This window comes from Halomarina ordinaria (genome assembly GCF_030553305.1).
Classification (GTDB): domain Archaea; phylum Halobacteriota; class Halobacteria; order Halobacteriales; family Haloarculaceae; genus Halomarina; species Halomarina ordinaria.
In genome coordinates this window covers 2,756,190-2,782,162 of the sequence record NZ_JARRAH010000001.1, presented here as the reverse complement: position 1 = coordinate 2,782,162, position 25,973 = coordinate 2,756,190, and the positions used below count along the sequence as shown (strand labels likewise).

Sequence of the window (25,973 nt, the reverse complement as noted above, 5' to 3'; positions counted from 1 at the left end):
CATCTTCATCGACGAGATCGACGCCATCGCCTCGAAACGGACGGACTCGAAGACGTCGGGCGACGCCGAGGTCCAGCGCACCATGATGCAACTGCTCGCCGAGATGGACGGCTTCGACGACCGCGGCGAGATCCGCATCATCGCGGCGACGAACCGCTTCGACATGCTCGACCGCGCCATCCTCCGCCCCGGCCGCTTCGACCGCCTCATCGAGGTGCCCGAACCCGGGGCCGAGGGGCGCGAGCGCATCCTCGACATCCACACCGACGGGATGTCGCTGGCCGACGACGTCGACTTCGCCGCCCTCGCCGAGGACACGGAAGGCTTCAGCGGTGCGGAACTCGCCAGCCTCGTCACCGAAGCCGGGATGTTCGCCATCCGTGACGACCGCACCGACGTCCGCATGGAGGACTTCGCCGCCGCCCACGAGAAGGTCGCCGGCGAGGGCGACGACTCGCCGGGGACGCCGGTCGCGTTCTACTGACTGCCACCGACGCTCCCGCGTTCGGCCGGTCGCTGTTCTCCCGCTCTCGCTCTCTCTCGCACCGCTCGCACCCCTCTGTTCTCACCGCGACACGAGCCGTCGTTCCACTCCTCGGGGAGGGTTTATCACCGAAGGGGCGGCCAGCGCTCCCCGTGACGTGACTCACGTCGCGGCGAGGGACGCGAGTGTGCGACGCCACTCGCCGCGAGCGGCCGCGGCGTCGCCTGTTCGCCACGCGATTCGCCTCGGACGAGACGGCCACGAGCGCGGACGGGGAGTGAGAGCATCCGTCGCGCGTCGAGCGAAGCGCAACCGCTTTTCGCGCGCTTACCCTGAGTGACGACGATGGGACTGATTCGGGTCGTGAGCGGCACGGCGAGCGCCCCAACGCCCATGGCGTCGTACGACGCGGCACTGGCAGCCGCGGGTGTCCACAACTACAACCTCGTGACCGTCTCCTCGGTCATCCCCGCGAACGCGCGCGTCGAACGCGTCGGGGTCGCGCCGGACCTCGGACCGCCCGGCGAGCGGTTGACGGTGGTCGAGGGGCGCGCCACCGTGGAGACGGGCCGTGCGGTCGCCGGTCTGGCGTGGGCGCGCGCGCCGGACGGCCCCGGCCTCTTCTACGAGGCCAGCGGGAGCGACGAGGCCGCCGTCGAGTCGCGCCTCGACGAGGGACTGGAGGCGGGGAAGGCCCTGCGGGACTGGCCGTTCGAAGACGAGGGGCGGGAACTCGTCGCGGCGGAGGCGGCCGACACGGGCTACACGACCGCACTCGCGCTCGCGGTGTACGGCGAGAGCACGCCGCTGCTCTGAGCGAACCTCGCATCACTTTTAAGCGTTCGACCCGAGGGTCGGTCGAATGCACGGCAACACACCGTACGCGGGCCGGTCGACGGACGCCGACGTGGACCTGACACCCGAACAGGTCGCGACGTTCCGGACGGACCTCACGGCGATGACGGCGTACGCGCGGACGCTGCTCCCCGACGAGTTCGTCGTCGGCTCCGAACTACGAGACGGGAGCGACGGCCCGGAGGCGACCCTCGCGGTCCAGCCACCGGTCGGTCACGTCGTCTCCGCCGGCGTCACCGCCGACGCGACCGAAGAGGAGCGTGCGGCGCTCGTCCACGAACTCGCCGCCGGCGCCGCAGTGCAGGTGAAGCAGGCGGTCGACGACGTGACGCCGACGGCCGGCTGACGGTCCGCTCCCGTTCGTTCCGCTCGTTCACCGCACCCAGTTAGACGAGCGCGCCCGACTGCAACAGGACGATGAGTGCCGTCAGCGTCGGGATACTGAGCAGCGTCGACGTGAGGACCGTCGCGCTGACGAACTCGGCACCCGAGAGACCGTCGGTCTCCGGCCCGAACTCCAGCAGGAGGATGAGCGGCGTCACCGCCACCGGGGTCGCACACTCGAGGACGAACACGCGTGCGGCGGTCTGGTTCGCCGGCGCGAGGAGGAGGACCACACCGACGGCGACGACCGGCGCGACGAGCAGTTTCAGGACGTTGACGGCGCCGACGCTCCCGACCGCCGTCCGGACGTCCGTCCCAGTGAGTTCGCTCCCGAGCATGAGGAGCATGAGCGGAATCGCGCTGTCGCCGACGAGTCGGAGCGTCTCCATCGCGCTGCTGTCGGCCGGTGGGAGGACGCCGAGCCACCGGAGGCCGATGGCGGCGACCACCGCGTAGACCAGCGGGATGGCGAAGACGTGTTTCACGCCCTCAGTCGGGTCGTTCCCGCCGCTGCGCGCGGCGATGAACACCCCGACGGTGTACATGACGACGTTCTGGACGGCGGTGTAGAGCACCGCCGTGCTCCGGCCGACCTCCCCGAAGGCGAACGTCGAGAGGGGGATGCCGAAGTTCCCGCAGTTGGCGAACGCGCACGTGAGGAGGAACGCGCCGAACAGCGGTTCGCCGTCGGTCGCGTACCGGCCCACGACCGCCGCGATGCCGAGCATCAGGAGGACGAAGACCGTCACGCCGACCGAGAGCTTCAGGATGGTCTCGCCGTCGAGCGTCGTCGTCGCGAGGCTGTGAAAGACCAGCGCCGGCGCGAAGACGTAGACGGTGACCGTGTTGAGAGGGCCGGTATCGAGGCCCTTCGCACGGCCAAGCGCGTAGCCCACCGCGCCGATGGCGATGATGGGGGCGATGGCGGTGGTGAAAATCGAGACGAACGACACGTCGGGTGGTTCGGTGGGGAGGCTACAAGCGTTACGTTCCGTCGGTCGACGCGTGGAGTCGCACGCGAGTCGTCGCTCGCGCTACGCCCCCTCGGGCGGGTCGACGAACAGCGCGTAGCCGAGCAACCCGGAGGCCGGGAGGCTCCCGCCGGCCAGGCCGACCACGAACGGGACCGAGAGGACGGCCCCCGCGACGCCCCCTACAGCGAGCGCTACGGGCATCGCGGCGAGCAGTGCGTCGTATCGCGTCGGCGCCGTCTCGTGGTCGCTCACGGTGTGGGCGACGAGCGCCAGCTAATTAATAGTTATTACCAGCGTCACTTCCCCCAGAAGGGGTCGACCTTGCGGCGCTTCTCGAGGTACTGGCTCAGCGCCTCGCGCTCGTCGCCGGGGATGTCCTCGAGCAGTTCCTGTTCGAGGATCTTCGCGTGTTTCTCGGGGAGTTCCGCCCACAGTTCGTCCCCCTCGTCTATCTGGCGGCCGACGGTCGGGCCGTCGATGGCGGCGGCGACCTGTTCGCCGACGCGCGCCTCGTCGACGTCCTCGCCCTGCGCCTGGAGGCTCTTGAGCGTCCCCACGCGCTTCGGTTCGTTCCCCTGGAAGACGACGACGTTGGAGTTGCGCCGGAGCGTCCCGGAGGCCACCTCGACGCCGACGACGGCGGGGTTGCTCTGACGGAAGACGTGGTCCTTGAGCACTCTGAACCGGCAGGGTCGGGAAATCTTGTCCATCACCGCCGTCTGCTGGGCGCGCTCGATCTCCGAGACGAACTCGTCGTACTCGTCGACGAGCTGGTAGATGACGTCGTCGGAGAAGACGCGGATGTCGCGGTCTTCGGCCTGCTGGGCCGCGTCGGGGAGCACCTCGACGTTGAACGCGAGGATGACCTCGTGTTTGGGGTCGTCGGCGGTGCTCGCCACCGCGACGTCGCGGGGGGCGACGTCGCCGACCTCGGCGCGGACGATGGGCACCTCCGCCTCGTCGAGTGCGTTGGCGATGGCCTCCAGCGAGCCGAGGGTGTCCGCCTTCACGACGATACCGTTCTCGGCGGTGTCGACCTCGATGTCGGCGAGTTCGGCCTCGACCTCCGCGACGACCTCCTCCTCGGGACGGCCGCGGACGACCCGGACGGGGGCGCCGGCGAGGGCGTCGTCGAGGTCGGGGGCGGCTATCTTCACACCCGCGGCGGCCGTCACGGCGTCGACCTGCTCGAAGCGTTTCTCCGTGCGAATCTCCGCGAGCGGCCGGGGTTGCAGGAGCGCGCGCACCTCGGTGACGATGGGGTCGTTCTTCGCGCCGACGACGACGGTGTCGTCGGTCCGGATGACGCCGTCGTAGAGCACGACGTCGAGGGTGGTGCCGAAGCCGCGTTCGTCCTTCACTTCGAGGACCGTCCCGGCCCCGGGGCCGGTGAGGTCGACCGCCATGTCCTCCTTCATGTAGCGCTGGGAGAGTCCCATGAGGACCGTGAGCAGGTCGGGGACGCCCTCGCCGGTGAGCGCGCTGACGGGGACGACGCCGATGTTGCCCCGGAAGTCCTGGACGCGCCAGTACATGTCGGCGGAGAAGCCGTTGTCCGAGAGTTCGCCGATGACCTCGTAGAGGCGCTGGTTGAGGGTGTTCTCCGCGCGCTCGCTCTGAGCCTCGATGGTCTGGAGCGTCGGGGTGTCCTCCTGGGGGTTCCAGCCGGGCGTGGTGTCTATCTTGTTGGCCGCGACGACGAACGGCGTCTGCGTGCGCTTGAGGATGTCGAGGGCCTCGAGCGTCTGGGGCTGGAAGCCGTCGTTGACGTCGACGACGAGGACGGCGATGTCGGCGAGGGCGCCGCCGCGCGAGCGGAGCGTCGAGAACGAGTGGTGGCCGGGCGTGTCGATGAACAGCAGGCCCGGCAGGTCGAAGTCCGAGGGGTCGATGAGGCTCCCCGCGATGTCGGAGATGACGTCGAGGGGGACGGCCGTCGCCCCGATGTGCTGGGTGATGGCCCCGGCCTCGCCGTCGATGACGGTCGAGCCGCGTATCTTGTCCAGTAGGCTCGTCTTCCCGTGGTCGACGTGGCCGAGCACGGCGACGATGGGCGTCCGGAGGTCGTTGCCCTCGTCGGCGGCGTTCGGGCCGGTGGTGGTGTCCGTGTCAGACATAAAGAGAGACCCCTTGTCCCAATTAACCCCGTCACCCCGGTTAAGTCTTTCAGAAGCGGCCCGGCGACGCTCAGCGAACCGTGAGCGACTCGCTGCGGGAACGAGCGCTCGCCCCTCGGCGTCGACACGCATCGGGGGTGGCCACGACACTCGAACGACGCGCGTCCGACACCTCCACGGAGTTTATATCGTTTCACTCGGAACGGTCCGGTAATGGCTGAGATACTGGCGGAGAACCTCTCCGGGAAGGACGTCATCGGGACCGACGGCGCGAAACTGGGCCACCTCTACAACATCACGATGGACCTGAAGACCGGCCGGCTGAACGACCTGGTCGTCGAACCGGCGAACCACGTCCACGACGTCGGCTTCGAGGAGGACGACCACGGACGGCTGCTGGTCCCCATCGGCGCGGTGCAGGCCGTGAAGGACCACATCGTCATCCGTCGGTAGACCATGCGCGTCCTCGACGCCTCGGCGTTCATCCGCGCGTACGACGCGGAGGGACCGACGGCCTCGATACCGCTCGTGCGCGAGGAACTCACCCAGCGGAGCGTCTACCGGTTCGACGCGCTGGAGGGTGCCGGGATGCACGTCCACGTCCCGAACGAGGCGGCCGTCGACCGGGTCCGGAGCGCCGCGAGCGCGACCGGCGACCGGGACGTCCTCTCCGCGACGGACACCCGCCTGCTCGCCGCGGCCCTCGAACTCGACGCCACGCTCGTCACCGACGACTACGCGATGCAGAACGTCGCGGCGGAACTCGACATCCCCGTCGAGGCCATCGGCCGCGAGGGCATCAGCGAGGAGCGGTCGTGGTCGTTCCAGTGCGTCGGCTGTGGCCGGACGTTCGACGCGAAGGCGGACCGCTGTCCGGTCTGCGGGAGCGACCTCACCCGCAAGCGCTAGTCGTCGCCCTGCAGGCTCTCCAGCCCGGCGTCGACGAGCTGTCTGAGCACCGCCTCCTGGGTGAGGCCGTACTCGCGGGCGAGCGACTCCACCTCGCAGGCCAGCCGCTCGTCGCACAGCAGGGTGTACCGCCGCATGGGAGGGACTACTCCGCCGCCCCGTATAAACTCTTGTCAGACGCCAGTCAGTCGCCAGTCAGTCGCCGGTCAGACCAGGCCGGTCGTGCTCGCGTAGGCGACGAGGAACTGCGTGGCGTTGTAGACGCCGTGAACCAGCGCCGGGACGACGAGCGTGTCCGAGCGTTCGTAGAGCGCCCCGAGGACCAGCGAGAGCGAGAAGATGGTCACGAGCGTGGCGAGCACCGCCGGGGTCGACCCCGTGAGGCCGAAGACGTGGATGGGCGCGAAGACGGCGCTCGTGAGGACGACGGCGCCGACCGTCCCGTACGTGCCGGTCAGCGAGGTCTGGATGACCCCACGGTAGAGCAGTTCCTCGGCGGGACCGACGACGAGCACCGAGAGCCCGGCGAGCACGAGCAGCAGGCGCGGGTCGCCGAGGCCCGTCTCGACGATGTCCGACGTCGCCAGGTCGACGCCGAGGGCACCCACGGCGAGGGCGATACCGTACTGTGCGACGAGGAGCACGACGAACCCGCCGACGACGAGCGCCCCGTCGCGGAGCGTGGGCCGACGGACGCGGGGGAGGTGCCAGCGGTCGGTCCGCTCGAGGAAGACGGCGACGACCCCGACGTAGCCGACCCCCTGGATGGCGAACGTCCCGAGGAGGACGAGCAACCCGGGGTCGTCGAGGACCGGGACGCCGGCGGCTTCGAGGACGGCCGCGACCGCGGCGAGCACGAGGTTCCCGACGACGTAGGCGGTGAGCGCGAGGCCGACGGCGAGCAGGAAGGAGCGAAAGCGTTCGTCGGGGTCGGCACGCTCCGAGGTCGTGGCCGTCGAACCCGTCGCGTCACGCACCGTCCGTCCCCTCCGGCGACACCGTGTCGGTCATCGTCGTCGGTACGGCCACGCCGCGAATAGGTCTTTCCCGACGCGGCCGTCACTCGATTTCGAGGCGCTCCTTCCCGGCGACGGCCTCGGCCTCCGCGAAGTCCCCGCCGCCGAGGAGGCCGCGGGCGGCACGCTTGCCCCACTCGACGGCCGGTTGCGTGAACGTCGAGACGTCCATCAGTTCGCCGGCGAGGATGCAGGCGACCTCCATGTCGTAGAGCAGACGGCCGACGCCCTCGGCGTCGAGCGCGTCCAGTTCGAGGCGCACGTTCGGGAGGTCGGCGGCGGCGAGGCTCGCCTCCGTCGCCTCGAACTCGGCGTCCAGCAGCGTCCCGAGGTCGGAGCCACCGAGGTACGACAGCCCCTCGATGTCGGTCCCGGGGATGGCGCGCCCGGGGCGGTCCCGGGGCCGGACGAGCGTGACGACCTTGTCGTGGCGACCGGCGCGGTAGAGTTGCAGTTGCGAGTGCTGGTCGGTCGCGCCGAGCGCGCGCACCGGCGTCTGACCCAGTCCGTCCTTCCCGAGGCTCTCGGCCCAGAGCTGGGCGAACCACTCCGCGAAGTACTCCAGGCGCTCGGCGTAGGGCATGAGGACGTTCGTCGTCGCACCCCGGTTCTCGAGGGCGTAGCAGACCGCGCCGTAGCCGTAGGCGGGACAGTCGTAGAGGCTTGGCGCGAGGGCCTCGCGGCCCGCCCGCCCGCCCGCGAGCAGCCCCGCGACGTCGTGGCCCTGGATGGCGGCGGGGACCAGTCCGACCGACGAGAGGACGGAGAACCGGCCGGGAACGCCCTCTGGCACGTCGAACGCCGGGAGGTCGTGTTCCTCGGCGAGCGCGCGCAGGGGGCCGTCCTCGCCGGTGGTGACGACGGTCCGCTCGGTCCAGTCGACGCCCGCCTCGGTCATCGCCTCGCGGACGACGAGGAAGTTCGCGAGCGTCTCCGCGGTGGTCCCCGACCGGGAGACGACGTGGACCGCCGTCTCCTCGAGGGGGAGCGCGTCGAGCACCTCGCTCGCCCCCTGTGGGTCGACGTTGTCGAGGACGTGGGCGTCCGCCGCCCCACGACCGAGGGCGGCCGAGACGGTGGCGGCCCCGAGGGCGCTCCCCCCGATGCCGACGGTGAGGACGGCCTCGCTGTCGGCGAGCGGGGCGACGGTCTCCTCGACGTGGGCGGCGTCGGTCCGCTCGGGGAGCGCGAGCGAGGCGTAGCCGAACTCCCGGTCGTCGATGCCGTCGACGATGCGCTCGTGGGCGCGCGCGACCCGGTCGTCGAGGCGGTCGAGCGACGCCCGCGACACGCCGGGAGTGGCGACCGACGCGAGCGCGTTGCCGATGTCGAGGTACATGTACGGGGCGTCGGAGCGGGGGATGATAGGTGAACCGACCGCGGACCGCGGCGCTTAATCGGGCCGGCCACCTACCCCGGCCAATGAGCGAGTCGGTCGAGGACCGCAGTTACAGCGGTCTCTTCGGAGCGTTCCCCTACGCCTTCCGGTCGAGTCGGTCGCGGCTGTTCAGGCTCTACGTCTTCGTCGGCGGGTTCCTCGCGTTCGCCGTGGGGGCGCTGTTCAGCCTCGCGCTCGTCGTCCTCCTCGGGGGGACGTCGGGCGCGGGTGCCGGGACGTTCACCTTCGTCCGCTCGCTGTTCATCGTCGTCGGTCTGTTCGCCGTCGCGCCGCTCGTGGCGCCCGTCCTCTTCGTCGCACGCCACCACCGGCACGGGACCGACGACGTGCGCTACGACCGCTGGTTCGCCCTCTCCGGGTTCCTGTTCATCTGCTCGCTGTACCTCGGGGCGGTCATCACCACGCCCCCGGACCAGCAGGCGGCGAACGCGGGCGTTCTCGCCGACGTCCTCTACGCGCTCCCCCGGCCGCTCGGCGTCGTCCCGCCGCTCGCCGTCGCGACCGGTATGTACCTCCTCCACCGACGACTCCGGTAGTCGGCGCGCCTCGACACCGACAAGGAGCGCGCTCGCCTATCGCGGGCCATGACCGACGAACCGGAGGCGACGGGGACGTACCTCGTCACGCACGCGGAGGACGACAGCGCGGTGTTGAACGACGTCGACAGCGGGCGAGTGCACCCGCTCGCGGAGAACCCCGGCGTCGAGGAGCGCGACGTCCTCGAGGCGACGCTCGCCCCGGAACCGCCGATGGAGGTGACCTGGCGGGTCGTCGAGGTGGAGGCGCGCCGGTCGCTGTCGCTCGAACGGAGCGAGGAACCGCCGACGGCACAGGAGCGAGCCATCGCGAGCGAGCAGTCGGTCGGCGACCTCACCCGCGAGGAGCGCGCCGGCGTCGGCGAACTGCACGTCCTCACGGTCGACCCCGACGACACGTCGGCGGCCGTCGACGACGTCCTCGCCGACGAGGGGACGCTCGTCCGGGCGGCCCGACTGGGCGTCGACCGGGTCGAGGTGCGGGCCGCGGACGACGTGGTCAGCGTCCGGTATCTCCCGTGACACCCCTGGTGTAATTGTCGGCTAACTGTCGAGACGCCCCGGAGCGAGGGTCTCGTGGGGGGCACCACAAAACGTATGGTATCATGAACCACAGAGAGACGTAGTAGTCGCTCGACATGAATGTCACTGTATGAACAGTCATTATTTCCCCACGGATGCGAGAGAGTATTCAATTGCTGATTGAAATACGCATGAAATCAGGACTTTCAACCCCCTATTGCTTGCGTATTGCCAATTCCAAGCCGAATGGTTTATCCGCTTTCGACATCGCGGTTTAAGCGATGATTTCGGGCCGCATCAGGAACGAGGACGCAGTCGCGACCGTCCGGGTGCTGTCGGTCGGCGCCTCGTACGCCGACGCGGCAGACGGGGCGCCGGCGCTGACCGTCGAGCACGCCTCGACCGCCGAGGACGGTCTCGACCGCGTCAGCGCGGGCGGACGAATCGACTGCGTCGTCTGCGGTCACGAACTGCCCGACATGACCTGCGCACGGTTCACCGACCGACTCCGGGCGCTCGACGACGAGGTGCCGCTGGTCGTCTTCGTCCCCGCCGGCGACGACGTGGCGGCCGCCGACGCCCTCGACGCGGGCGCGACGGACGTCATCCGGGCCGACGGCGCCGTCTCGGAGTCGCTGCTCTGCGCGCGCGTCCGGAACGCCGTCCGCGCGAGCGTCGGCGCCGACACCTGGGCCTACGTCGACGACCTCTCGGCGCTCCGGCAGGCCGCCCTCGAGGGCACCGCGCCGGCGACCCTGTTCGACGACGCGCTCTCGCTCGTCGCCCGGACGGTCGGCGCCTCGCGCTGTGGCCTCTTCGAGCGCCGCGAGACCGACGGGGGCGACGAGCTCGTGTTGCGCGCGGCCGTCGGCTGGGACGAGGACGCGCTCGACTCGCTCCGGGCGCGGGGGAACTCCGTCACCGCGGCCGCGACGGAGACGCCCGGCGAGGTACAGCACAACCGACGCGAGGGGGGCGGCGACGAGGTGGCGCTCGCGCTCTCCGTCGGCGGCAAGCCGTGGGGCGCGCTGACCGCCGTTGCCCCGGACGGCGAGGCGTTCACCGACCACGACGCCGAGGTGCTCGCCTCGGTCGCCGCGGTCCTCGAACCGGCCATCGCGCGACGCCGTCGGGCGCGCGAACTGAAGCGCTACGAGGCGGTCGTCGAGACGGTCGACGACGGCGTCTACGCGCTCGACCTCGACTACCGCATCACGGAGGTGAGCGACGCCCTCTGCGAGACGACCGGTTTCGACCGCGACGACCTCGTCGGGGCCGACGTCCGCTCGCTGGTCGACCTCCCGGCCGAGACCGACTGCTTCGAGACGGCCACCGAGCGCAACGGCCGGCCCGTCGGGTCGCGCCAGTTCGACGTCGCCCACGCGGAGGGCGGGACGATACCCATCGAGACGCAGTTCTCCGTCTTCCGCGGCCCCGACGGGGAGGAGGAACTCGTCGGTGTCGTGCGCGACGTCACCGACCGCACGCAGTACGAACAGACGCTCACGGCGCTGAACAACTCGACGCACGGGCTGTTGCGCGCCGAGTCCCGCGCCGAGGTAGGTGAGCGCATCGCCGCCACCGCGAGCGACGTCCTTGACCTCCCGGGGGTCGCCGTCTACCTCTTCGACGGCGACAACGGGCAGCTCGAACCGGCGACCGTCTCCGAGGGGATGCGCTCGCTGGTCGGCGACCTGCCGGCGCTCGGGCCGGGCGACACGTCGCTCGCCTGGCAGGCGTTCGTCGCCGGCGAGGAGATCCACAGCGACGACATCCGCGAGCGCGAGGAGGTGTACGACCCCGACACGCCGTTCCGAAGCGGGCTGTACGTTCCCCTGGGCGAACACGGCGTGCTCGTCGTGGAGTCGACGCGAACCGCCGCGTTCGAGGAACCGACGGTCGAACTCGTCGACCTGCTGGCCGCGAGCGCCGAGGCGGCGCTCAACCGCGTCCGGCGCGAGTCGCAGTTGCGCGAGCGCGACCGGGAACTGCGCGAGCAGAACGCCCGCCTGACCGGCCTCCAGCAGACGAACGACATCATCCGCGCCATCGACCGGGCGCTCGTGCAGGCGAACACCCGCGAGGAGATAGAGCGGGCGGTCTGTGACCGCCTCGCGACCGCCGACAACTTCGCGTTCGCCTGGATCGGCACGCCGGACGAGGCCGGCGAGGCGCTCCGTCCCCGGACGTGGGCGGGCGAGGAACGCGGCTACCTCGACGCCGTCTCGTTCTCGCTCGCCGAGGCGCGCGAACCGGCGGCCGCGGCGACGGCGACGCGCGAACCGGTCGTCGTCTCGGAGGTGGCGAACGGCTTCCAGGCCGAACCGTGGCGCCGGAGCGCCCTCACGAACGACTACCTCTCGGTGCTGGCGGTCCCGCTCGTCCACGGCGACGTGCTCTACGGGACGCTCGCGGTGTACGCCGACGAGCAGGGCGCCTTCGACGAGACGACCCAGACCGTCCTCGGCGAGGCCGGCGAGACCATCGCCAACGCCATCAACACCGTCGAGACCCAGCGGACGCTGCTGGCCGACCGGGTGACGGAACTCGAACTCGCCATCGACGAACCGGACGTCTTCCTGCGCACGCTCGCGGCGCACCTCGACGCCCGCCTCACCGTCGACGACATCATCGAGGAGTCCGGCGGGGCGTCGCTCGTCTTCCTCACCGCCGAGGGGACCGACACCGAGTCGCTCGCGGCGCTGGAGGAGGCGTTCGTCAGCGTCGAGCGCGTGGACGTCATCGCCGAGCGCGACGGCGCCATCCGCTGCGAACTGCGGTTCAACGGCGCCGACGTCGCGCCCGCGCTCACCGACTACGGCGCCGTCGTCAGGGAACTGGCCGCCGACGGCGAGCGCATCCGGGCCACCGTCGAACTCCCCTACGACGCCGACGTGAGGGAGTTCGTCGAGTCGGTCCAGGCGACCCACCCGAACACCGACCTCCTCGCGCGGCACAACCAGACCTCCGCGGTGCAGTCCGAGCGCGACGTCCGCGCCGGCATCACCGAGCGTCTCACCGAGCGCCAGTACGAGGTGTTGCGGACGGCGTACGCGAGCGGCTTCTTCGAGTGGCCCCGCGACCGGACCGGCCAGGAGGTGGCCGCCTCGCTCGACATCTCCCAGCCGACGTTCAACAAGCACCTCCGCGCCGCCGAAGGGAAACTGTTCACGATGCTCCTCGACGACGAGACATGACCGGACGCACAGGCGACGGAGTTCGACCGCGGTCCGGGGCGCGAACGGAGGGGCGAACGTGACCGAGGACCGACGGATGCGGTGGAACCGCGGGTCGCTCGCCTGCGACGTCGTCCGCACCGTGGCGGCCGTTCGCGGCGTCCCGCCGGCGACGCTCGAACACCGACTGTACGACGCCGTCGACGCCGACGCGCTCGAACGCCTGTTCGCCGCCCGCCCGGACGGGAGCGCGCGGCGCCCCGGGCGCGCCTCGTTCGTCCTCGCCGAGTGTCGGGTGGTCGTCGAGGCCGACGGCGGCGTCGTCGCCTACCGACTCGACGAGTGACACGTCCGCCCCGGCGGGTCTGTCGGCGTCGTGGTGCTATCAGTCCTCGAATGAGAATGCTTATTCGCGGGGGGCAGCATCGTCGGCCATGGTTCGTTTCGAGGTACCGGACGTTGATTACACCCGGTACACGAACCGCCAGTTGCTGGCGCTGCCCCTCGCCACGCTGGCGGTCGCCCTCCTGATACTCGCGGGCTGGTACGTCACCACGGGTGCACCCGTCGCGCTCGGGGTGGACTTCACCGGCGGGACGGAGCTACAGGTACAGACGGACGACTCCGCCGAGGAGGTCCGAGCGACCTTCGCGGACACCGACTACCCGGTCGAGGAGGTACAGGCCATCGGCGCCGGCGGCGGCGGCGACGAGTACATCGTCACGTTCCAGGCGACCGAGGACCGGCAGGTCAGAGAGATAAGCGCGGCGGCGGAGGAGGCGGGCTACGAGGTCCAGTCCTCGCAGTCGCGCTCGCCGACGTTCGGCGCCGACGCCCAGCAACAGGCGCTCATCGGCGTCGTCGTCGCCTTCGCCGGGATGAGTCTCGTCGTGTTCGTGCTCTTTCGGTCGTTCGTCCCCTCCCTCGCGGTGGTGGCGAGCGCCTTCTCGGACGTCGTCATCCCCATCGCGCTGATGAACCTCTTCGGCATCGAACTCTCGCTGGGGACGGTCGCCGCCCTCCTCATGCTCATCGGGTACAGCGTCGACTCGGACATCCTGCTGAACAACCACGTGTTACGCCGGAGCGGCGACTTCTACGAGTCGACCTACCGGGCGCGCCGGACCGGCGTCACCATGACGCTCACCTCCATCGCCGCGATGACCGTCATGACCGTCGTCTCCTCGCCGCTGGTCTTCGGTATCCCGCTGCTGCCCGAGATCGGCCTCATCCTCGTGTTCGGACTCACCGCCGACCTCATGAACACCTACCTGCTGAACGTGAGCCTGCTTCGCTACTACAAGTACGAGGGGGTCGCTCAATGAGTCGCCTCGGCGCCGTCCGCCAGAACTGGCGTATCGTCCTGCTCGTCCTGTTCCTCGTCGGGAGCAGCGTCGGCCTGTTCTTCCCCGGCGGTGGCGGCGCGGACGCGCCGGCCGCCGGCGCGAACGCGACGGCCGCCGGTTCGGACGGCCCGACCAACCTCGACTACGGCCTCGAACTGGCCGGCGGGACGCGCCTGCGCGCGCCGCTGGTCGGCCTCACGGCGGAGGGCGTCGCCGTCGACCCACAGGAGGAGCGTGACGCCCAGCGGGCCATCGCGAACGAACTCGGCGTCTCGCAACTCGACGTGCAGGTACGCGCCGACGTCAACGAGACCGAGGGCGGTGCCGTGGAGGTGTTCTCGGAGAACGTCACGCAGGAGGAGTTCGCGACGGCGCTCCAGAACTCGGGCTACGACGTCCAGCAGAGCGACGTCAGGCAGGGCGTCACGCGCGAGACGATGGAGACGGCCGTCGAGGTGCTCAACCGGAAGATACAGGGCTCCGCCGGGTTCGCCGGCGGCGGGGCGAGCGTCGTCACGGCCGCGGACGGCCAGACGTTCGTCCTCGTCGAGGCGCCGGGCGTGAACCGGACGGAACTCATCGACCTCATCGGCGACCGCGGGCGGGTCGAGATCGTCGCCACCGCCCCGGCCGAGAACGCCACCAACGCCACCAACGGCTCCGACTACCGCGAGGTGTCGCTGCTCACGCAGGACGACCTCGCCGACGTCGGCACGGTCCAGCGCGACCAGCAGGACCGGCCGGTCGTCCCCGTGGTGCTCCGTGACAGCGCCGCGGAGGACTTCGCCACCACGCTCCAGGACCTCGGCTTCACCTCGCCGGAGGGTATCGCCTCCTGTCGTTACGACCAGAACCCGGAGGACCCGGGCTACTGCCTGCTGACGGTCGTCGACGGCGAGGTGGTCTACTCGGCGTCGATGGGCCAGAGCCTCGCCCGGAGCATCGAGAGCGGTGACTTCGAGACGGACCCCGCCTACCAGACCAGCGCGGCCAACCTCTCGGAGGCACAGGAACTGCGCCTGAACCTGGAGGCGGGGGCGCTCCCGGCGGAACTCGACATCGACTCGGGGACGACGTACTTCCTCCAGCCGAGCCTCGCCGAGCGCTTCAAGTCGCTCTCGCTGGCGACGGGGCTCGTCGCGTCCATCGCCGTCGCCGCCGTCGTCGCCTACCGCTACCGCGAACCGTCGGTCGCGCTCCCGCTCATCCTGACGGCGATGGCCGAGGTGTACATCCTCCTCGGGTTCGCCGCCGCGGTGGGCCTCGCGCTCGACCTCTCGCACATCGCGGGGTTCATCGCCGTCATCGGGACGGGGGTGGACGACCTGGTCATCATCGCCGACGAGATACTGCAACAGGGGGACGTGCGGACGGACAAGGTGTTCCGCTCGCGGTTCCGCCGGGCGTTCTGGGTCATCGGCGCGGCGGCCGCCACCACCATCGTCGCCATGTCGCCGCTGGCGGTGCTCTCGCTCGGCGACCTGCAGGGCTTCGCCGTCATCACCATCGTCGGCGTCCTCATCGGCGTCCTCGTCACGCGGCCGGCGTACGGCGACGTGCTCCGGAACCTCGTGCTCGACTAGAAGGCGTCGAGCGAGGACTGCTCGGCGGCGGCCAGCACGTCCTCGCACGTCTTCCACGACGCCCGCGCGCACTCGGGGAGCGTCCCGTGCTCCCGGACGTACTCGCGCAGGAACGTCCTCGTGGTCGGGTCGCTCGGGTAGCCGCTGCCCACCTCGCCGTGGGTCGCGGCGAGTCGGGCGACGGCCGCGTCGCGCTCGACCTTCGCGACGACGCTCGCGGCCGCGACGTGCGGATACGCCGCGTCGGCGCGGTGTTCCGCCCGGAGGTCCACGCCGCCCCCGAGCGACGAGACGACGCGCCGCCCGAAGCGCTCGGCGTCGACGTCGCCCGCGTCGAGGACCCCCGGACAGGCCCGACACCGGTCGAGGCCGGCGTCCCGCACGGCCTCGGCGTGGGCCGCGACGGTGAGCGAGTTCATGTCGGTCCCCGGGTCGTCGATACGGGCGACCGGGATACGGGCGACGCCGACGGTCACGGCCGGGTGGTCGCGCAGCGCCGCATCGAGCGACTCTCGACGACCCGGTGAGAGCCGTTTCGAGTCGTCGACGCCCCCGGGGAGGGCGTCCGTGGGGGCGACCACGCAGGCGGCGACCATGGGTCCGAGGACCGGCCCCTTGCCCGCCTCGTCGACGCCGAAGTGCATACCTCCCGGCGGGCGCGCGTCGACAAAGTCGTTACCGTCGCGCGACACCCGCTCCGAGCCGTCGCACGTGGGGGGTTAAGACGCCATTACCGCCGCGAAACGATGGAATTCAGCCGGTTCTGACCGTCCTAATCGTCAGGCGAACGTTCGCTGAGGAGAAGTTACCCGGAACATACTGTATTCGAAGAGTGTACCTTACAACGACACTTGCTATCGAGACGTGAGTCATGGAGAGAGACAGACGACTCACGACACGACGGGCGTTTCTCGCGACGGGGTCGCTCGCACTCGGTACGGGGTGCGTCGGGTCGCTCCGAACGAGGTCCCCGGACGACGAGTCGACGAACCGGACGGTCCCCCGCCGGGACGGCCCGAGCGATCGGAGCGACGACGACGCGCGTGGCGACGAGGAACCGGACGCGCACCGCGAGGGACCGGACGGCGTCCGACCCCCCTACCAGGGTCGGTACGTCGCCCGGGGGCGGCTCGTCGACGACATGAGCGACCTCTCCGCGTGGTCGGGTCGCGGGACCGTCGAGGCCGACGAGTCGGTCTACTTCGACGGCCCGCAGTCGCTTCGATACACCGACACCGAGCGCGTCGCCCTCGAGCGCACGTTCGACGAGCCGCTCGACCTCTCGGACGCGGCGCTCTCGCTGGCGGGGTACTTCGAGGAACCCGCCGACGGCCAGCCCACGCTGACGGTGACCGCGTTCGCGCCCGACAGCAGCAACTGCGTCCGCTTCCGGCACCCCTACATCGCGAACAAGGACGCCGGCTGGCAGCGGTTCGACCTCGCCCCCTGCGAGGTGAAGGGGTCGCCCGACCTCGCCGACGTCCGGACACTCCACGTCATGCTCTACGCCGGCAAGGGGAAGGAGGCCCGCCTCTGGCTCGACGACGTCCGCCTCCATCCCAAGCCCGACCGCGGAAAGCTCCTCTTCCGGTTCGACGACAGCCACCGCCACCACTACACGGACTACTTCACGACGCTCGAGGAGTACGGCTACCCCGGTATCGAGGCGGTCGTGCGCAACTCCATCGGCCGCGGGGACCGCCTCACCGTGCCGATGCTCCACCGGATGCAGGACGCCGGGTGGGACCTCTGTAACCACATGACCGCCCACCAGAACGTGACGGAGCTCTCCGAGGAGACGCTCCGGGCCGACGTCCGGGAGATGGCGGCCTTCTTCGAGGAGAACGGCATCACGCGCGGGACGAACTTCCACATCTACACCTTCGGCGCCTACGACGGGCCGTCGATGGACGTCCTCGCCGACTACTTCGACCTCGCGTTCGGCGGCGGCGGCCCGACGAACTACGCGCTCACGAACCCCATGTGCGTCGGCTCCGTCGGCGTCGACGGCGACCTGGAGGGGGCGAAGGAACTGGTCGACCTCGCCGTCGAGCATCGCTCGCTGTCGATTCCCCTCTTCCACCACTTCGACGCCGAGGACTTCGCGGAACTCGTCGAGTACGTCCACGCCTACGAGGCCCGCGGCGACCTCGACGTCGTCTCGGCGTCGGACCTCTGGGAACACCAGCGGTCGGGGGAACACTGGTAGGACGTCCCGGACCCACGGGGGACGCCGGTGAACGAAAACGAGCGTTCAGTCGTCGGCCTCGAGCGCGATGCGCTCTTCTTCCTCCTCGTCCTCTCGCTCGGCGGTACGCTCGTAGTGGTAGGCGTACTCCTCGGTGTAGTGGTGGCACATTGTGTGATACCCTACCACGACATTGTCAGCCAATATCTATAATGGTTTTGGCTAGCGCGTGACACAGTCGACGGCGCGTCACTCCGCCGTCGAATCGCGGAAGAAATCGGGGTCCTCGAACGGTTCGTCCTCCCCCTCGACGCGGAGCACGTCGAGGGCGGCCACCTCGCTCTCGACCCCGAGGAGGCTGGCGAGGCTCGGTTCCGTCCGCCCCTCGTCGCCGGAGACGAGTTCCTTGACGTAGAGGCCGCCCTCGCCGTGGATGTCGACGGTCGCGTGGTGGTCGTCGGTCAACTCGCCGTCCAGTTCGTACACGGTCCGGGTGCGCACGAGGTCCGCCCGTCGGTGGCTCACCCGGTTGGGGGTGCGCTGGTCGACGGTCGTCCCCTCGAGTTCGTCGAGCGCCGCCCGGAAGTCCTCGGGGGCGACCGGGTCGGCGAACTCGACGGTCGCACGGTAGGTCTTCGAGGCGTCGAGGTTCTTCACCCGCTCGACCATGTCGTGCGTGGCGAGGCGCAGGCCGAGCACCTCGGCGCGCCCGTCGGCGAACTCGTTGACCTCGCGCTGGAGGTCCTCGACGTCGACCGCCCGGACGCGGGGCTCTTTCACCTCGATGACGAACGGCCGGCCCCCCTCCAGCATGAGGGCGTCGACGTCCTCGCGGCCCGCGCCGTGGAAGACGGCCTCGGAGCCCTTCATCGCCTCCAGTACGACCGGGGCGGTCAACTGCTCGACGCTCGTCCCGTAGCGGTAGCCCGTCCCGTCGCACGTCTCGCAGGGCGCGCCGCGCTGGCGGCCGGTCGTGCCGCAGTCCGAGCAGGGCCAGCGCGTCTGCGGGATGTCGCGTTCGAGTTTGCGGTAGCGCCCGTAGACGAACGCGGAGTTCACCTGCACCTCTATCTCGTCGGTCGAGAGGTCGAGGAGGACGAGCACGTCCGGGCGTTCGAGGTCGAGGTCGGCCTCCGGGACGCCCGCCCCGATTCGCTTTCCCACCTCGCGGTTGAACTCGCCGTTCATCCCCTCGCCCGCGTCCTCGGGGAGACCGGCGTCCTCGCGGAGGAAGCGGTCGTTCTCCTCCAGCAACGGCGGGACGCGCGTCCCGACCTGGTAGGTCCGGAACTCCCACCCGCCGAGCGCCGCGAGCGCCCGCTCCGCGTACTCCTCGAAGCGTGTACACTCGCCCTCGCAGACCCAGCAGGCGGTCGCGTCGGGCGCCTCGTACGGTTCGTCGGCCGCGAGCGCGGCCGCCACGCGCATCGCGTTCCCGCGCTGGGCGTTGGTCAACCCGAAACTCCGGTCCGCGACGAGTCGACCGAGGCAGGCGTCACAGACCGCGCCCGTGTCGAGCGCCCTCTCGGCGACTTCGATGACGTCCATCGACCGGACGGACGCCGTCACGGTTCTTTGTGCTTCGGGTTCGCGGGCGCGGCACGCGCCGACCCACCCACCCTCGGTGCGACTCCGGCGCCGTCGCTCGGGGCGGTCTCGTCGGTCCGTCAGAAACGCGTCCGGTGGCGGGTTCCGAACCCGCTCGCGGCCGGTTCTCGGTCGGTTCGCGCACGGTCACGCGGGGGACGACGGGCGGGCCGTCGGTCCCCCCTCGCTCACAAGAGGAGCGAGATGACCGCCAGCACGAGGAAGACGAGGATGAGCAGTCGCGCGATGCTCATCGACATCCCCGCCACCCCGCCGAACCCCGCCAGCCCCGCGACGATGGCCAGCACGAAGAAGACCAGCGCGAGGTAGAGGAAGTCCCCCGAGAACTGGAGCGGCACCGCCGCCGCCGCGAGCGCCGGCGCGATCACGCCGACCCCCCCGCCGAACCGTTCTCAACCCATACACCACTCGCCAAAGTGACACAACACCTCATGGCGTTCGTGACTACCACACGTGAGAGATATAACCGTTGTTGCTGTGGGGTCGAATTATCGCGAGACGTGCTTGCACTCGCGTGCCGTGTCGGTGGTACGCTCAGACCACGGCGTCGTGTTCCTCCCGCGCGTGCGCTCGCAGTTCCTCCGCCGTCTCGAAGGTAGCACCGCAGCTACACCGGTGGACCGGGTTGACCTCGTCCGAGGACATATCCCTCGTTCGGATGAAGGGGGGTTATATGTTGTGTGTCACCACGGAACAGAGTGTGTGACGGCCCGGAGTGTTCTGGCCGTCTCAGCCCATCGCGCGCGAGAGCGGGTCGCGCCACGCGCGGCGCTGGTCGTAGGTGTCGAGCGTCTCGCGGACGCGCTCGCCGAGCAGGAGTTCCGCGTAACCGTCCTCGTCGGCCGCGGCGTCGAGCGTCCCGAGCGCCTCGGTGAGGCCCCGGCCGTCGTCGAGGGCGTCCCGGGCGCCCTGGCGGGTCGGGGCGGGGATGTAGGGGACGGACGCGGCGAGCGTGACGTCGTCGTCGCCCGACCCGCACTGCTCGTTGATGACGTCGAAGACCGAGCGGGTCTCGACGTCGACAGGGTGGGTGACGAACCACTCGACGGAGGACTCGGGGTAGCCGAGCGCCCGGCCGTACTGGCGCTCGGTCCGGTCGGTCGGTCGTGGACCGGTCGCGGCGAGGAAGTCGGGCAACGAGCGGCCGTCGCTCCCGACCAGCAGTTCGTACCACGTGACCGTCTCCTCGCCGTCGTCGACGGTCTCGACGGGGGTGAGGTGCCAGTCGAGGCCGGCGTCGTCCAGTCGGTCGCCGAGCCGGTCGTGGGTGAGGACGGCGTTACTTGCGACGTCGTCCCAGGCGGGCGCGCCGTCCTCGGTGAAGCAGGCAGCGACGCCGGCGAGCGGTTTCGCGCCGATACCGACCGCCAGGATGTCGATGACGTCGCTGACCGGTGCGGCCGGCGAGAGGTCGCGGCCGAGGTCGACGAGCCGTCGCGCGTGGGGTTCCGTGAGTGTCTCCGTCATAGGGGGGGACCGTCCGTTGTATCGGGCGTTCGGCGCGAACGGTTCGACGTCGACTGATGTGCGATAACCGGGGTACGGGGGTTCATGAGGGCACGCAGGACTGCCCACTCATGTACCTTCCGCCTGCGTCTGCATCGAATGAAAATCACGTCTCGAGGGGGAATTCGCGTCGGATACCGAACGTGTTTTGTCGGTCACGCCACCGGGGGAGGTATGAACGAGTCGCTGCTGCTCGCACTCGTCGTCGGCGTCCTCCAGGGGTTCTTCGAGTGGCTCCCTATCTCCAGTACGGGACAGATAGCGCTCTACCTGGCGGTCGTCGAGGGACTCCCGGGAGCGGCGGCGACCCGGTTCTCGCTGTTCTTGCACGCCGGGACGGCGCTGTCGGCGCTCGCGTACTACCGCGATGAGGTCGCGGAGGTGCTCCGGACGCTCCCCGAGTGGCGGCCCTCGACGGCGTTCGAGCGCACCCCCGAGACGTCGTTTCTCGCCGTCGCGACGCTCGTCTCCGGCGTGGTGGGTCTCGCCGCCTACGCGACCATCGAGGAGGTGGTCTCGGCGCTGACCGGGGGGGCGTTCGTCGCGCTCATCGGCGTTCTCCTGGTCGCCACCGGCGTCCTCCAGCGCGTCGCCTCGGGGGCGCTCGGCACCCGGACGACGCCGACGCTCGTCGACGCGCTGCTCGTCGGGGTGATGCAGGGACTCGCCATCCTCCCGGGCGTCTCCCGGTCGGGGAGTACGGCCGGTGCGCTCCTCCTCCGGGGCCACGACGGGCCGGCGTCGTTTCGCCTCTCGTTTCTCCTGTCGATTCCCGCGGCCGCCGGCGCTGGCCTCCTCGTCCTCCTCGACGAGGGCGTGCCGGAGCTCGACCCGACGATGGCCGTCGTCGCGCTGGCGACGAGCGCCGTCGTGGGCTACCTCACCATCGACGCCCTGATGCGCATCGTCGACCGCGTCGCGTTCTGGGGCGTCTGTGTCGGCCTCGGCGTCCTCGCCATCGTCGGCGGCGGGTTGATGCTCGTCTGAGATTCAGCGGTAGAGCGAGACGTAGAGCATACTGAACCCGACGATGAAGGGGACCGTCTCCACGAGCTGGAACAGCTGGTCCCACCCCTCGACCTGCGAGCTGAGGCTGGTGAGCGCCGTTCCCATGCTGATGAAGGCGAAGCCGATGAAGGCGTACTGGAGGGTGGTGCTGCCGCGCTGGGAGTACGCCTGGAAGCTGATGAGCGTGAGACCGAGCGAGAGCGCGAACAGTATCAGCCGCATCCCCATCAGCGCGACGGTGAGCACGGTGTCTAACACGGGTCACCTCCGCCCGTGGCGGACGCGAGCGTCATGCGCGCTGGAGGTCGTCCCACAGCTGCGTGAACCGGTCGGGGAGGTTCTCGTTCCGGTAGACGCGGACGTCGTACTCGCTGTCTTCGAGGGAGATGAGCGTGCTGTTGAAGTTACACTCGTAGCGCTTGAAGTGGTTGCCGTCCTCGACGATGGTCGTCCGACCGACGACGAGGTCGTGTTCCTTCAACATGTCGAGTCGTCGATACACCGTCGGTTGTGACAGCTCGCATCGCTCGCTCAGTTCCTTCGCCGACCGCGGTCCTCGACTTATCTCAGCGAGGATGAGGCGGGCCTTCGGGTCGCCGATCGTGTCGAGAATCTCCTCAACGTGCTGTTCGTCGGTCACTGTTACACACAGTACGGTTCTACCATCATAGATGTTTGCATCACCTCGCAATTAAATAGATTCTGTATTTACGGATATTAAATAAGTCTTATATATCAAGAGAGACATGTTCCGGGCATGGTAGGGACGACGGCGCGTGACGACGACTCGGACGGTCCGCGAACGGGCATCACGGTGGAGGCGCTGTACAACGAACTCCACGAGAGCGTGGAGACGGCCGACGACGCGGCCGACGACCCCGACGCGCGTGTCGAGCGCGTCGTCCGCGGTGCCCTCGACGACCGCTTCTCCGACGACGAGTTCGGCTTCGACGAGGAACTCGTGAAGGCGAACCTCGACGAGCTGCTGCTCGTCCTCGTCGGCGTGCGCGAGTCGAAGACCCACGGGAAGGCGCTGATTGGCGACCTCACCGACCACTTCGGGGCGCAGTTGAGTCCGGGGACGGTGTACCCTCGCCTGCACGGCCTGGCCGACGCGGGGTTCCTCGACGCCCAGGAGATGGTCAGGACGAAGGAGTACCGCCTGGCCGACACCGTCGACGGTGCACATCGCGTCGAACGGGCGATGCGCCAGCACCTCGCGCTCGCGGCGGTGTTCTACGCGGCCCTCGAGGAGTTCTGACCGGGGACGGGAGAACAGAACTTTGACGGCGGCGTAGGACGCGGGAAGAGCATGGACATCGACACCGGCGTCGTACTTGCGGCCGGGGAGGGGAGTCGGTTACATCCGCTCACCCACAACCGGCCCAAGCCGATGCTCCCCGCGGCGAACCGCCCCATCCTCGAGTACGTCCTCGACGCGCTCATCGACGCGGGCATCGAGCGTATCGTCCTCGTCGTCGGCTACAAGCGCGACCGGGTCCAGGACCACTTCGGCCCGAGTTACCGCGACGTCCCCGTCGAGTACGTCATCCAGAGCAAGCAACTCGGGAGCGGTCACGCCCTCCAGCAGGCCGCGAGCGTCGTCGAGGACTCCTTCGTGGTCGTCAACGGCGACCGCGTCGTGGATACGGGCCTCGTCGAGTCGGTGGTCGAGGCCGCCGACCCGGCGGACGCGGCGACCCTCGCCGTCCTCGAACACCGGCACGCGCGGCGCTACGGCGCGGTGACGATGGACGCCGAGACGGACCGCATCACCGCGCTGGTCGAGAAGCCGAGCGACGACGACTACCGCCTCATCAACGCCGGCGTCTACCTCTTCGACCGCTCGGTGTTCGACGCGCTCGCGGCCACGGAGTACGAGAACGGGGCGCTCCCGCTGACCAGCGGCGTCGAGCGACTCATCGAGGAGGACGCGGTGCGGGCGGTCCGCACCGACGGCCTCTGGGTCGACGCGACCTACCCGTGGGACCTGCTGACCGTCGCGACGGAGGTCCTGCGCCACGGCATCGTCGAGGGACACCAGCGCACCCCGGGTGTCTGGGTGGCGGACAGCGCCCGCGTCAACGACGACGCGAGCCTCCAGGCGCCGGTCGTCGTCGGCCCCGACTGCGAGGTGGCCGCCGGCGCCGTCATCGGACCGAACGTCGCGCTGGGGCGCAACACGACCGTCAGCGCGAACACGACGCTCGCGCGGGCCGTCCTCGACACCGACTGTCGCGTCGCGCCGGGGTCGACCCTGCTCGACTGCGTGGCCGGCCAGGACGTCCACCTCGGGGCTGACACGACGGTTCCCGGCGGTCCCGCCGAGGTTCGCGTCGGCGATTCGGTGTTCCACGAGCGTCTCGGTGCCGTCTTCGCCGACCGCGTGCGCGCCGAGGGCGGCGTCACCTGCGTCCCCGGCGCGCTCGTCGGGACGAACGCCCGACTGGGGACCGGCGTCGTCGTCGACGGTCGCGTCCGCGCGAACGCGCGGGTGGTCCGCTGATGTGCGGCATCATCGGCTGTGCCGGCCACGAGGGGCGGACGCTCGACACGCTCGTCCACGGCCTCTCGAAACTGGAGTACCGCGGCTACGACTCCGCCGGCGTCGCGCTCTCGGGAAGCGACGTGCAGGTCGAGAAGCGTGCGGGCGAACTCGACGCCCTCCGGGACGCACTCGCCGAGAGCGAGACGGACCTCGCCGGGAGCGTCGGCATCGGCCACACCCGCTGGTCGACGCACGGTCCCCCCACCGACGCGAACGCCCACCCCCACCGCGACTGCACGGGCGAGGTCGCCGTCGTCCACAACGGCATCATCGAGAACTACCAGGAGCTGCGCGACCGGTTGACCGACAACGGTCACACCTTCCGGAGCGACACCGACACCGAGGTCGTCCCCCACCTCATCGAGGAGCGCCTCATGGCGGGCGACGACCCCGAGACGGCGGTCCGGTCCGCCATCGAGCGCATCGACGGGAGCTACGCCATCGCGGTGGTCATCGCGGACGTCGACCGCGTGTTCGCCGCGCGCAACGACTCCCCGCTCGTCCTCGGCATCGCGGAGGACGCCCACTTCCTCGCGAGCGACGTCCCCGCGTTCCGGGAGTTCACCGACCAGGTGGTCTACATCGACGACGGCGAGTTCGCGGTCATCGAGGCCGACGGCTGGCACGTCACCGACGCGACCGGGTCGCTCGTCGACAAGCCGGTCCATACCGTCGAGTGGGACCCCGAGGAGACGGGCAAGAGCGGCTACGACCACTTCATGCTGAAGGAGATACACGAGCAGCCCCGGGCGCTGCGCCAGTGTCTCCGCGAGCGGGTCAACGAGATGGACGGCAAGGTGTCGGTCGACGTCGACTTCGCCCCCGAGCGCGTCCAGTTCGTCGCCTGCGGCACCTCCTACCACGCCGCGCTGTTCGGCGCACAGCTCCTCCAGCAGTCGGGCATCCCCGCACAGGCGTTCCTCGCGAGCGAGTACGCCACCGCGACGCCGCCCATCGGCGACGACCTCGTCGTCGGCGTCACCCAGAGCGGGGAGACGGCCGACACGCTGAGCGCACTGCGCGAGGCGCGCCGGCGCGGGGCGCGCACCCTCGCGGTGACGAACGTCGTCGGTTCGACGGCCGCCCGCGAGTGCGACCAGGCGCTCTACGTCCGCGCCGGCCCTGAGATCGGCGTCGCCGCGACCAAGACGTTCGCCGCACAGGTCGTCGCGCTCACCCTGCTCGCGCTGTCGACGGGCGACGGCGACCGCGACGCCATCGGCGCGCTCCGGAAACTCCCCGGGAACGTCCAGGCCGTCCTCGACGAGTCGACGGCCCGCGAGGTGGCCGAGGAGTACGTCGACTCGGACGCCTTCTTCTTCATCGGCCGGGGGCTCAGCTACCCGGTCGCGCTGGAGGGGGCGCTGAAGTTCAAGGAGATAACCTACGAGCACGCCGAGGGCTTCGCGGCGGGCGAGTTGAAACACGGCCCGCTCGCGCTCGTCACGAGCGAGACGCCCGTCTTCGCCGTCGTCACGGGCGACGGCGAGCAGGCGCGAAAGACCATCGGGAACGTGAAGGAAGTCGAGGCGCGCGACGCGCCGGTCATCGCCGTCACCGACGGGCAGTCCGACGTCGAACGCTACGCCGACCACGTCCTGCGCATCCCGGCCGGCGAGCCGCGGACGGCCGCCATGCTCGCGAACATCCAGTTACAGCTGGTGGCCTACCACACCGCCGCGATGCTCGGGCGCTCCATCGACAAGCCGCGCAACCTCGCCAAGAGCGTCACCGTCGAGTGAGCGCGCCGACATTCGGGTGACGCGGCGGCCGCGAGGCACGCAACATTTGTACGCCGGCGTCGTGTTCCGGGC

The 25,973-nt window shown here is 70.0% G+C and carries 28 protein-coding genes; 16 read left to right on the top strand and 12 right to left on the bottom strand.

What is annotated here, in order from left to right:
* From P1Y20_RS14905 to P1Y20_RS14895, 3 genes are all read left to right on the top strand, one after another.
* The coding region (locus tag P1Y20_RS14905) for an AAA family ATPase (protein ID WP_304449445.1) at positions 1-484 on the top strand (484 nt) is incomplete at its 5' end.
* A 345-nt stretch (positions 485-829) separates the two neighbouring features.
* Positions 830-1,300 (top strand): pyruvoyl-dependent arginine decarboxylase, encoded by a 471-nt coding sequence (locus P1Y20_RS14900; protein WP_304449444.1) that lies wholly within the window; start codon positions 830-832, stop codon positions 1,298-1,300.
* Between the two features lie 46 nt (positions 1,301-1,346).
* Complete coding sequence (locus P1Y20_RS14895; RefSeq protein ID WP_304449443.1) at positions 1,347-1,685, top strand: DUF5811 family protein; 339 nt, start codon at positions 1,347-1,349, stop codon at positions 1,683-1,685.
* A 40-nt stretch (positions 1,686-1,725) separates the two neighbouring features.
* Here P1Y20_RS14895 and P1Y20_RS14890 read toward each other — a convergent pair whose 3' ends face one another.
* The 3 genes from P1Y20_RS14890 to infB form a co-directional block, all read right to left on the bottom strand.
* Positions 1,726-2,676: an AEC family transporter gene (locus P1Y20_RS14890; protein WP_304449442.1), complete on the bottom strand. Its 951-nt coding sequence runs from the start codon at positions 2,674-2,676 to the stop codon at positions 1,726-1,728.
* 81 nt (positions 2,677-2,757) lie between these two features.
* Positions 2,758-2,949 (bottom strand): DUF8015 family protein, encoded by a 192-nt coding sequence (locus tag P1Y20_RS14885; protein WP_304449441.1) that lies wholly within the window; start codon positions 2,947-2,949, stop codon positions 2,758-2,760.
* Between the two features lie 44 nt (positions 2,950-2,993).
* Positions 2,994-4,814, bottom strand: coding sequence for a translation initiation factor IF-2 (gene infB, locus P1Y20_RS14880; RefSeq protein WP_304449440.1), 1,821 nt, complete (start codon positions 4,812-4,814; stop codon positions 2,994-2,996).
* Positions 4,815-5,027: 213 nt separating this feature from the next.
* Here infB and P1Y20_RS14875 point away from each other — a divergent pair, with 213 nt between their 5' ends.
* Both P1Y20_RS14875 and P1Y20_RS14870 read left to right on the top strand, forming a co-directional pair.
* Positions 5,028-5,267, top strand: a complete 240-nt coding sequence (locus P1Y20_RS14875; RefSeq protein ID WP_304449439.1) for a PRC-barrel domain-containing protein — start codon at positions 5,028-5,030, stop codon at positions 5,265-5,267.
* Between the two features lie 3 nt (positions 5,268-5,270).
* Positions 5,271-5,723: an NOB1 family endonuclease gene (locus P1Y20_RS14870; RefSeq protein ID WP_304449438.1), complete on the top strand. Its 453-nt coding sequence runs from the start codon at positions 5,271-5,273 to the stop codon at positions 5,721-5,723.
* Here the strand turns inward: P1Y20_RS14870 and P1Y20_RS14865 are convergent.
* The 3 genes from P1Y20_RS14865 to P1Y20_RS14855 all read right to left on the bottom strand — a co-directional run bounded on the left by P1Y20_RS14865 (position 5,720) and on the right by P1Y20_RS14855 (position 8,078).
* A complete protein-coding gene (locus tag P1Y20_RS14865) occupies positions 5,720-5,860 on the bottom strand; it encodes a CopG family transcriptional regulator (RefSeq protein WP_304449437.1) in 141 nt (46 codons plus the stop codon). The genes P1Y20_RS14870 and P1Y20_RS14865 overlap by 4 nt on opposite strands.
* 69 nt (positions 5,861-5,929) lie before the next feature.
* Entirely contained in the window at positions 5,930-6,700 is a 771-nt protein-coding gene (locus P1Y20_RS14860; protein WP_304449436.1) for a CPBP family intramembrane glutamic endopeptidase, read from the bottom strand.
* Positions 6,701-6,782: 82 nt separating this feature from the next.
* Positions 6,783-8,078: a phosphoglucose isomerase-related protein gene (locus tag P1Y20_RS14855; protein WP_304449435.1), complete on the bottom strand. Its 1,296-nt coding sequence runs from the start codon at positions 8,076-8,078 to the stop codon at positions 6,783-6,785.
* Positions 8,079-8,161: 83 nt separating this feature from the next.
* On the opposite strand from P1Y20_RS14855, the gene P1Y20_RS14850 reads away from it, so the two are divergent.
* The 6 genes from P1Y20_RS14850 (at position 8,162) to P1Y20_RS14825 (ending at position 15,301) form a co-directional block, all read left to right on the top strand.
* Positions 8,162-8,674, top strand: a complete 513-nt coding sequence (locus P1Y20_RS14850; protein ID WP_304449434.1) for a DUF8056 family protein — start codon at positions 8,162-8,164, stop codon at positions 8,672-8,674.
* A 48-nt stretch (positions 8,675-8,722) separates the two neighbouring features.
* Entirely contained in the window at positions 8,723-9,196 is a 474-nt protein-coding gene (locus P1Y20_RS14845) for a DUF5812 family protein (protein ID WP_304449433.1), read from the top strand.
* 281 nt (positions 9,197-9,477) lie between these two features.
* A complete protein-coding gene (locus tag P1Y20_RS14840; protein WP_304449432.1) occupies positions 9,478-12,393 on the top strand; it encodes a bacterio-opsin activator domain-containing protein in 2,916 nt (971 codons plus the stop codon).
* Between the two features lie 58 nt (positions 12,394-12,451).
* A complete protein-coding gene (locus tag P1Y20_RS14835; RefSeq protein ID WP_304449431.1) occupies positions 12,452-12,718 on the top strand; it encodes a HalOD1 output domain-containing protein in 267 nt (88 codons plus the stop codon).
* A gap of 88 nt (positions 12,719-12,806) precedes the next feature.
* Positions 12,807-13,697 (top strand): protein translocase subunit SecF, encoded by an 891-nt coding sequence (gene secF, locus P1Y20_RS14830; protein WP_304449430.1) that lies wholly within the window; start codon positions 12,807-12,809, stop codon positions 13,695-13,697.
* Positions 13,694-15,301, top strand: coding sequence for a preprotein translocase subunit SecD (locus P1Y20_RS14825; protein ID WP_304449429.1), 1,608 nt, complete (start codon positions 13,694-13,696; stop codon positions 15,299-15,301). Before secF ends, P1Y20_RS14825 begins: the two co-directional genes overlap by 4 nt.
* Here the strand turns inward: P1Y20_RS14825 and rnhB are convergent.
* Positions 15,298-15,945 (bottom strand): ribonuclease HII, encoded by a 648-nt coding sequence (rnhB, locus tag P1Y20_RS14820; RefSeq protein ID WP_304449428.1) that lies wholly within the window; start codon positions 15,943-15,945, stop codon positions 15,298-15,300. The two genes, P1Y20_RS14825 and rnhB, sit on opposite strands and share 4 nt — an antisense overlap.
* Before the next feature lie 227 nt (positions 15,946-16,172).
* Here rnhB and P1Y20_RS14815 point away from each other — a divergent pair, with 227 nt between their 5' ends.
* Positions 16,173-17,510: a polysaccharide deacetylase family protein gene (locus P1Y20_RS14815; protein ID WP_304449427.1), complete on the top strand. Its 1,338-nt coding sequence runs from the start codon at positions 16,173-16,175 to the stop codon at positions 17,508-17,510.
* A 228-nt stretch (positions 17,511-17,738) separates the two neighbouring features.
* Here P1Y20_RS14815 and P1Y20_RS14810 read toward each other — a convergent pair whose 3' ends face one another.
* From P1Y20_RS14810 to P1Y20_RS14800, 3 genes are all read right to left on the bottom strand, one after another.
* Positions 17,739-19,037, bottom strand: coding sequence for a tRNA pseudouridine(54/55) synthase Pus10 (locus P1Y20_RS14810; protein ID WP_304449426.1), 1,299 nt, complete (start codon positions 19,035-19,037; stop codon positions 17,739-17,741).
* Positions 19,038-19,264: 227 nt separating this feature from the next.
* On the bottom strand, positions 19,265-19,465 hold the full coding sequence (locus tag P1Y20_RS14805; RefSeq protein ID WP_304449425.1) for a DUF1328 domain-containing protein: 201 nt from the start codon (positions 19,463-19,465) through the stop codon (positions 19,265-19,267).
* Between the two features lie 361 nt (positions 19,466-19,826).
* A complete protein-coding gene (locus tag P1Y20_RS14800) occupies positions 19,827-20,564 on the bottom strand; it encodes a hypothetical protein (RefSeq protein ID WP_304449424.1) in 738 nt (245 codons plus the stop codon).
* 213 nt (positions 20,565-20,777) lie between these two features.
* On the opposite strand from P1Y20_RS14800, the gene P1Y20_RS14795 reads away from it, so the two are divergent.
* Positions 20,778-21,590, top strand: a complete 813-nt coding sequence (locus P1Y20_RS14795) for an undecaprenyl-diphosphate phosphatase (RefSeq protein ID WP_304449423.1) — start codon at positions 20,778-20,780, stop codon at positions 21,588-21,590.
* Positions 21,591-21,593: 3 nt separating this feature from the next.
* Here the strand turns inward: P1Y20_RS14795 and P1Y20_RS14790 are convergent, their stop codons facing one another.
* Complete coding sequence (locus P1Y20_RS14790; RefSeq protein WP_304449497.1) at positions 21,594-21,839, bottom strand: DUF7521 family protein; 246 nt, start codon at positions 21,837-21,839, stop codon at positions 21,594-21,596.
* 61 nt (positions 21,840-21,900) lie between these two features.
* A complete protein-coding gene (locus tag P1Y20_RS14785; protein WP_304449422.1) occupies positions 21,901-22,251 on the bottom strand; it encodes an ArsR/SmtB family transcription factor in 351 nt (116 codons plus the stop codon).
* Between the two features lie 117 nt (positions 22,252-22,368).
* Here P1Y20_RS14785 and P1Y20_RS14780 point away from each other — a divergent pair, with 117 nt between their 5' ends.
* The 3 genes from P1Y20_RS14780 to glmS are packed head-to-tail and all read left to right on the top strand — an operon-like array spanning position 22,369 to position 25,901.
* Positions 22,369-22,872, top strand: coding sequence for a PadR family transcriptional regulator (locus P1Y20_RS14780; RefSeq protein WP_304449421.1), 504 nt, complete (start codon positions 22,369-22,371; stop codon positions 22,870-22,872).
* Positions 22,873-22,923: 51 nt separating this feature from the next.
* The gene (locus P1Y20_RS14775) at positions 22,924-24,117 is read left to right on the top strand and encodes a sugar phosphate nucleotidyltransferase (protein WP_304449420.1); all 1,194 of its coding nucleotides are present in this window, start codon (positions 22,924-22,926) and stop codon (positions 24,115-24,117) included.
* Positions 24,117-25,901 (top strand): glutamine--fructose-6-phosphate transaminase (isomerizing), encoded by a 1,785-nt coding sequence (gene glmS, locus P1Y20_RS14770; RefSeq protein ID WP_304449419.1) that lies wholly within the window; start codon positions 24,117-24,119, stop codon positions 25,899-25,901. Before P1Y20_RS14775 ends, glmS begins: the two co-directional genes overlap by 1 nt.
* The last annotated feature ends 72 nt before the right edge of the window (positions 25,902-25,973 follow it).

Bases quoted from the DNA above. Each gene is read 5' to 3' on its own strand.
- secF (WP_304449430.1), top strand. From the start codon at position 12,807: ATGGTTCGTTTCGAGGTACCGGACGTTGATTACACCCGGTACACGAAC.
- P1Y20_RS14845 (WP_304449433.1), top strand. From the start codon at position 8,723: ATGACCGACGAACCGGAGGCGACGGGGACGTACCTCGTCACGCACGCG.
- P1Y20_RS14810 (WP_304449426.1), bottom strand. From the start codon at position 19,037: ATGGACGTCATCGAAGTCGCCGAGAGGGCGCTCGACACGGGCGCGGTC.
- P1Y20_RS14865 (WP_304449437.1), bottom strand. From the start codon at position 5,860: ATGCGGCGGTACACCCTGCTGTGCGACGAGCGGCTGGCCTGCGAGGTG.
- P1Y20_RS14825 (WP_304449429.1), top strand. From the start codon at position 13,694: ATGAGTCGCCTCGGCGCCGTCCGCCAGAACTGGCGTATCGTCCTGCTC.
- rnhB (WP_304449428.1), bottom strand. From the start codon at position 15,945: ATGCACTTCGGCGTCGACGAGGCGGGCAAGGGGCCGGTCCTCGGACCC.
- P1Y20_RS14870 (WP_304449438.1), top strand. From the start codon at position 5,271: ATGCGCGTCCTCGACGCCTCGGCGTTCATCCGCGCGTACGACGCGGAG.
- P1Y20_RS14800 (WP_304449424.1), bottom strand. From the start codon at position 20,564: ATGACGGAGACACTCACGGAACCCCACGCGCGACGGCTCGTCGACCTC.
- P1Y20_RS14850 (WP_304449434.1), top strand. From the start codon at position 8,162: ATGAGCGAGTCGGTCGAGGACCGCAGTTACAGCGGTCTCTTCGGAGCG.
- P1Y20_RS14795 (WP_304449423.1), top strand. From the start codon at position 20,778: ATGAACGAGTCGCTGCTGCTCGCACTCGTCGTCGGCGTCCTCCAGGGG.
- P1Y20_RS14790 (WP_304449497.1), bottom strand. From the start codon at position 21,839: ATGGGGATGCGGCTGATACTGTTCGCGCTCTCGCTCGGTCTCACGCTC.
- P1Y20_RS14840 (WP_304449432.1), top strand. From the start codon at position 9,478: ATGATTTCGGGCCGCATCAGGAACGAGGACGCAGTCGCGACCGTCCGG.
- P1Y20_RS14875 (WP_304449439.1), top strand. From the start codon at position 5,028: ATGGCTGAGATACTGGCGGAGAACCTCTCCGGGAAGGACGTCATCGGG.
- P1Y20_RS14895 (WP_304449443.1), top strand. From the start codon at position 1,347: ATGCACGGCAACACACCGTACGCGGGCCGGTCGACGGACGCCGACGTG.
- glmS (WP_304449419.1), top strand. From the start codon at position 24,117: ATGTGCGGCATCATCGGCTGTGCCGGCCACGAGGGGCGGACGCTCGAC.
- P1Y20_RS14815 (WP_304449427.1), top strand. From the start codon at position 16,173: ATGGAGAGAGACAGACGACTCACGACACGACGGGCGTTTCTCGCGACG.
- P1Y20_RS14900 (WP_304449444.1), top strand. From the start codon at position 830: ATGGGACTGATTCGGGTCGTGAGCGGCACGGCGAGCGCCCCAACGCCC.
- P1Y20_RS14855 (WP_304449435.1), bottom strand. From the start codon at position 8,078: ATGTACCTCGACATCGGCAACGCGCTCGCGTCGGTCGCCACTCCCGGC.
- P1Y20_RS14780 (WP_304449421.1), top strand. From the start codon at position 22,369: ATGGTAGGGACGACGGCGCGTGACGACGACTCGGACGGTCCGCGAACG.
- infB (WP_304449440.1), bottom strand. From the start codon at position 4,814: ATGTCTGACACGGACACCACCACCGGCCCGAACGCCGCCGACGAGGGC.
- P1Y20_RS14775 (WP_304449420.1), top strand. From the start codon at position 22,924: ATGGACATCGACACCGGCGTCGTACTTGCGGCCGGGGAGGGGAGTCGG.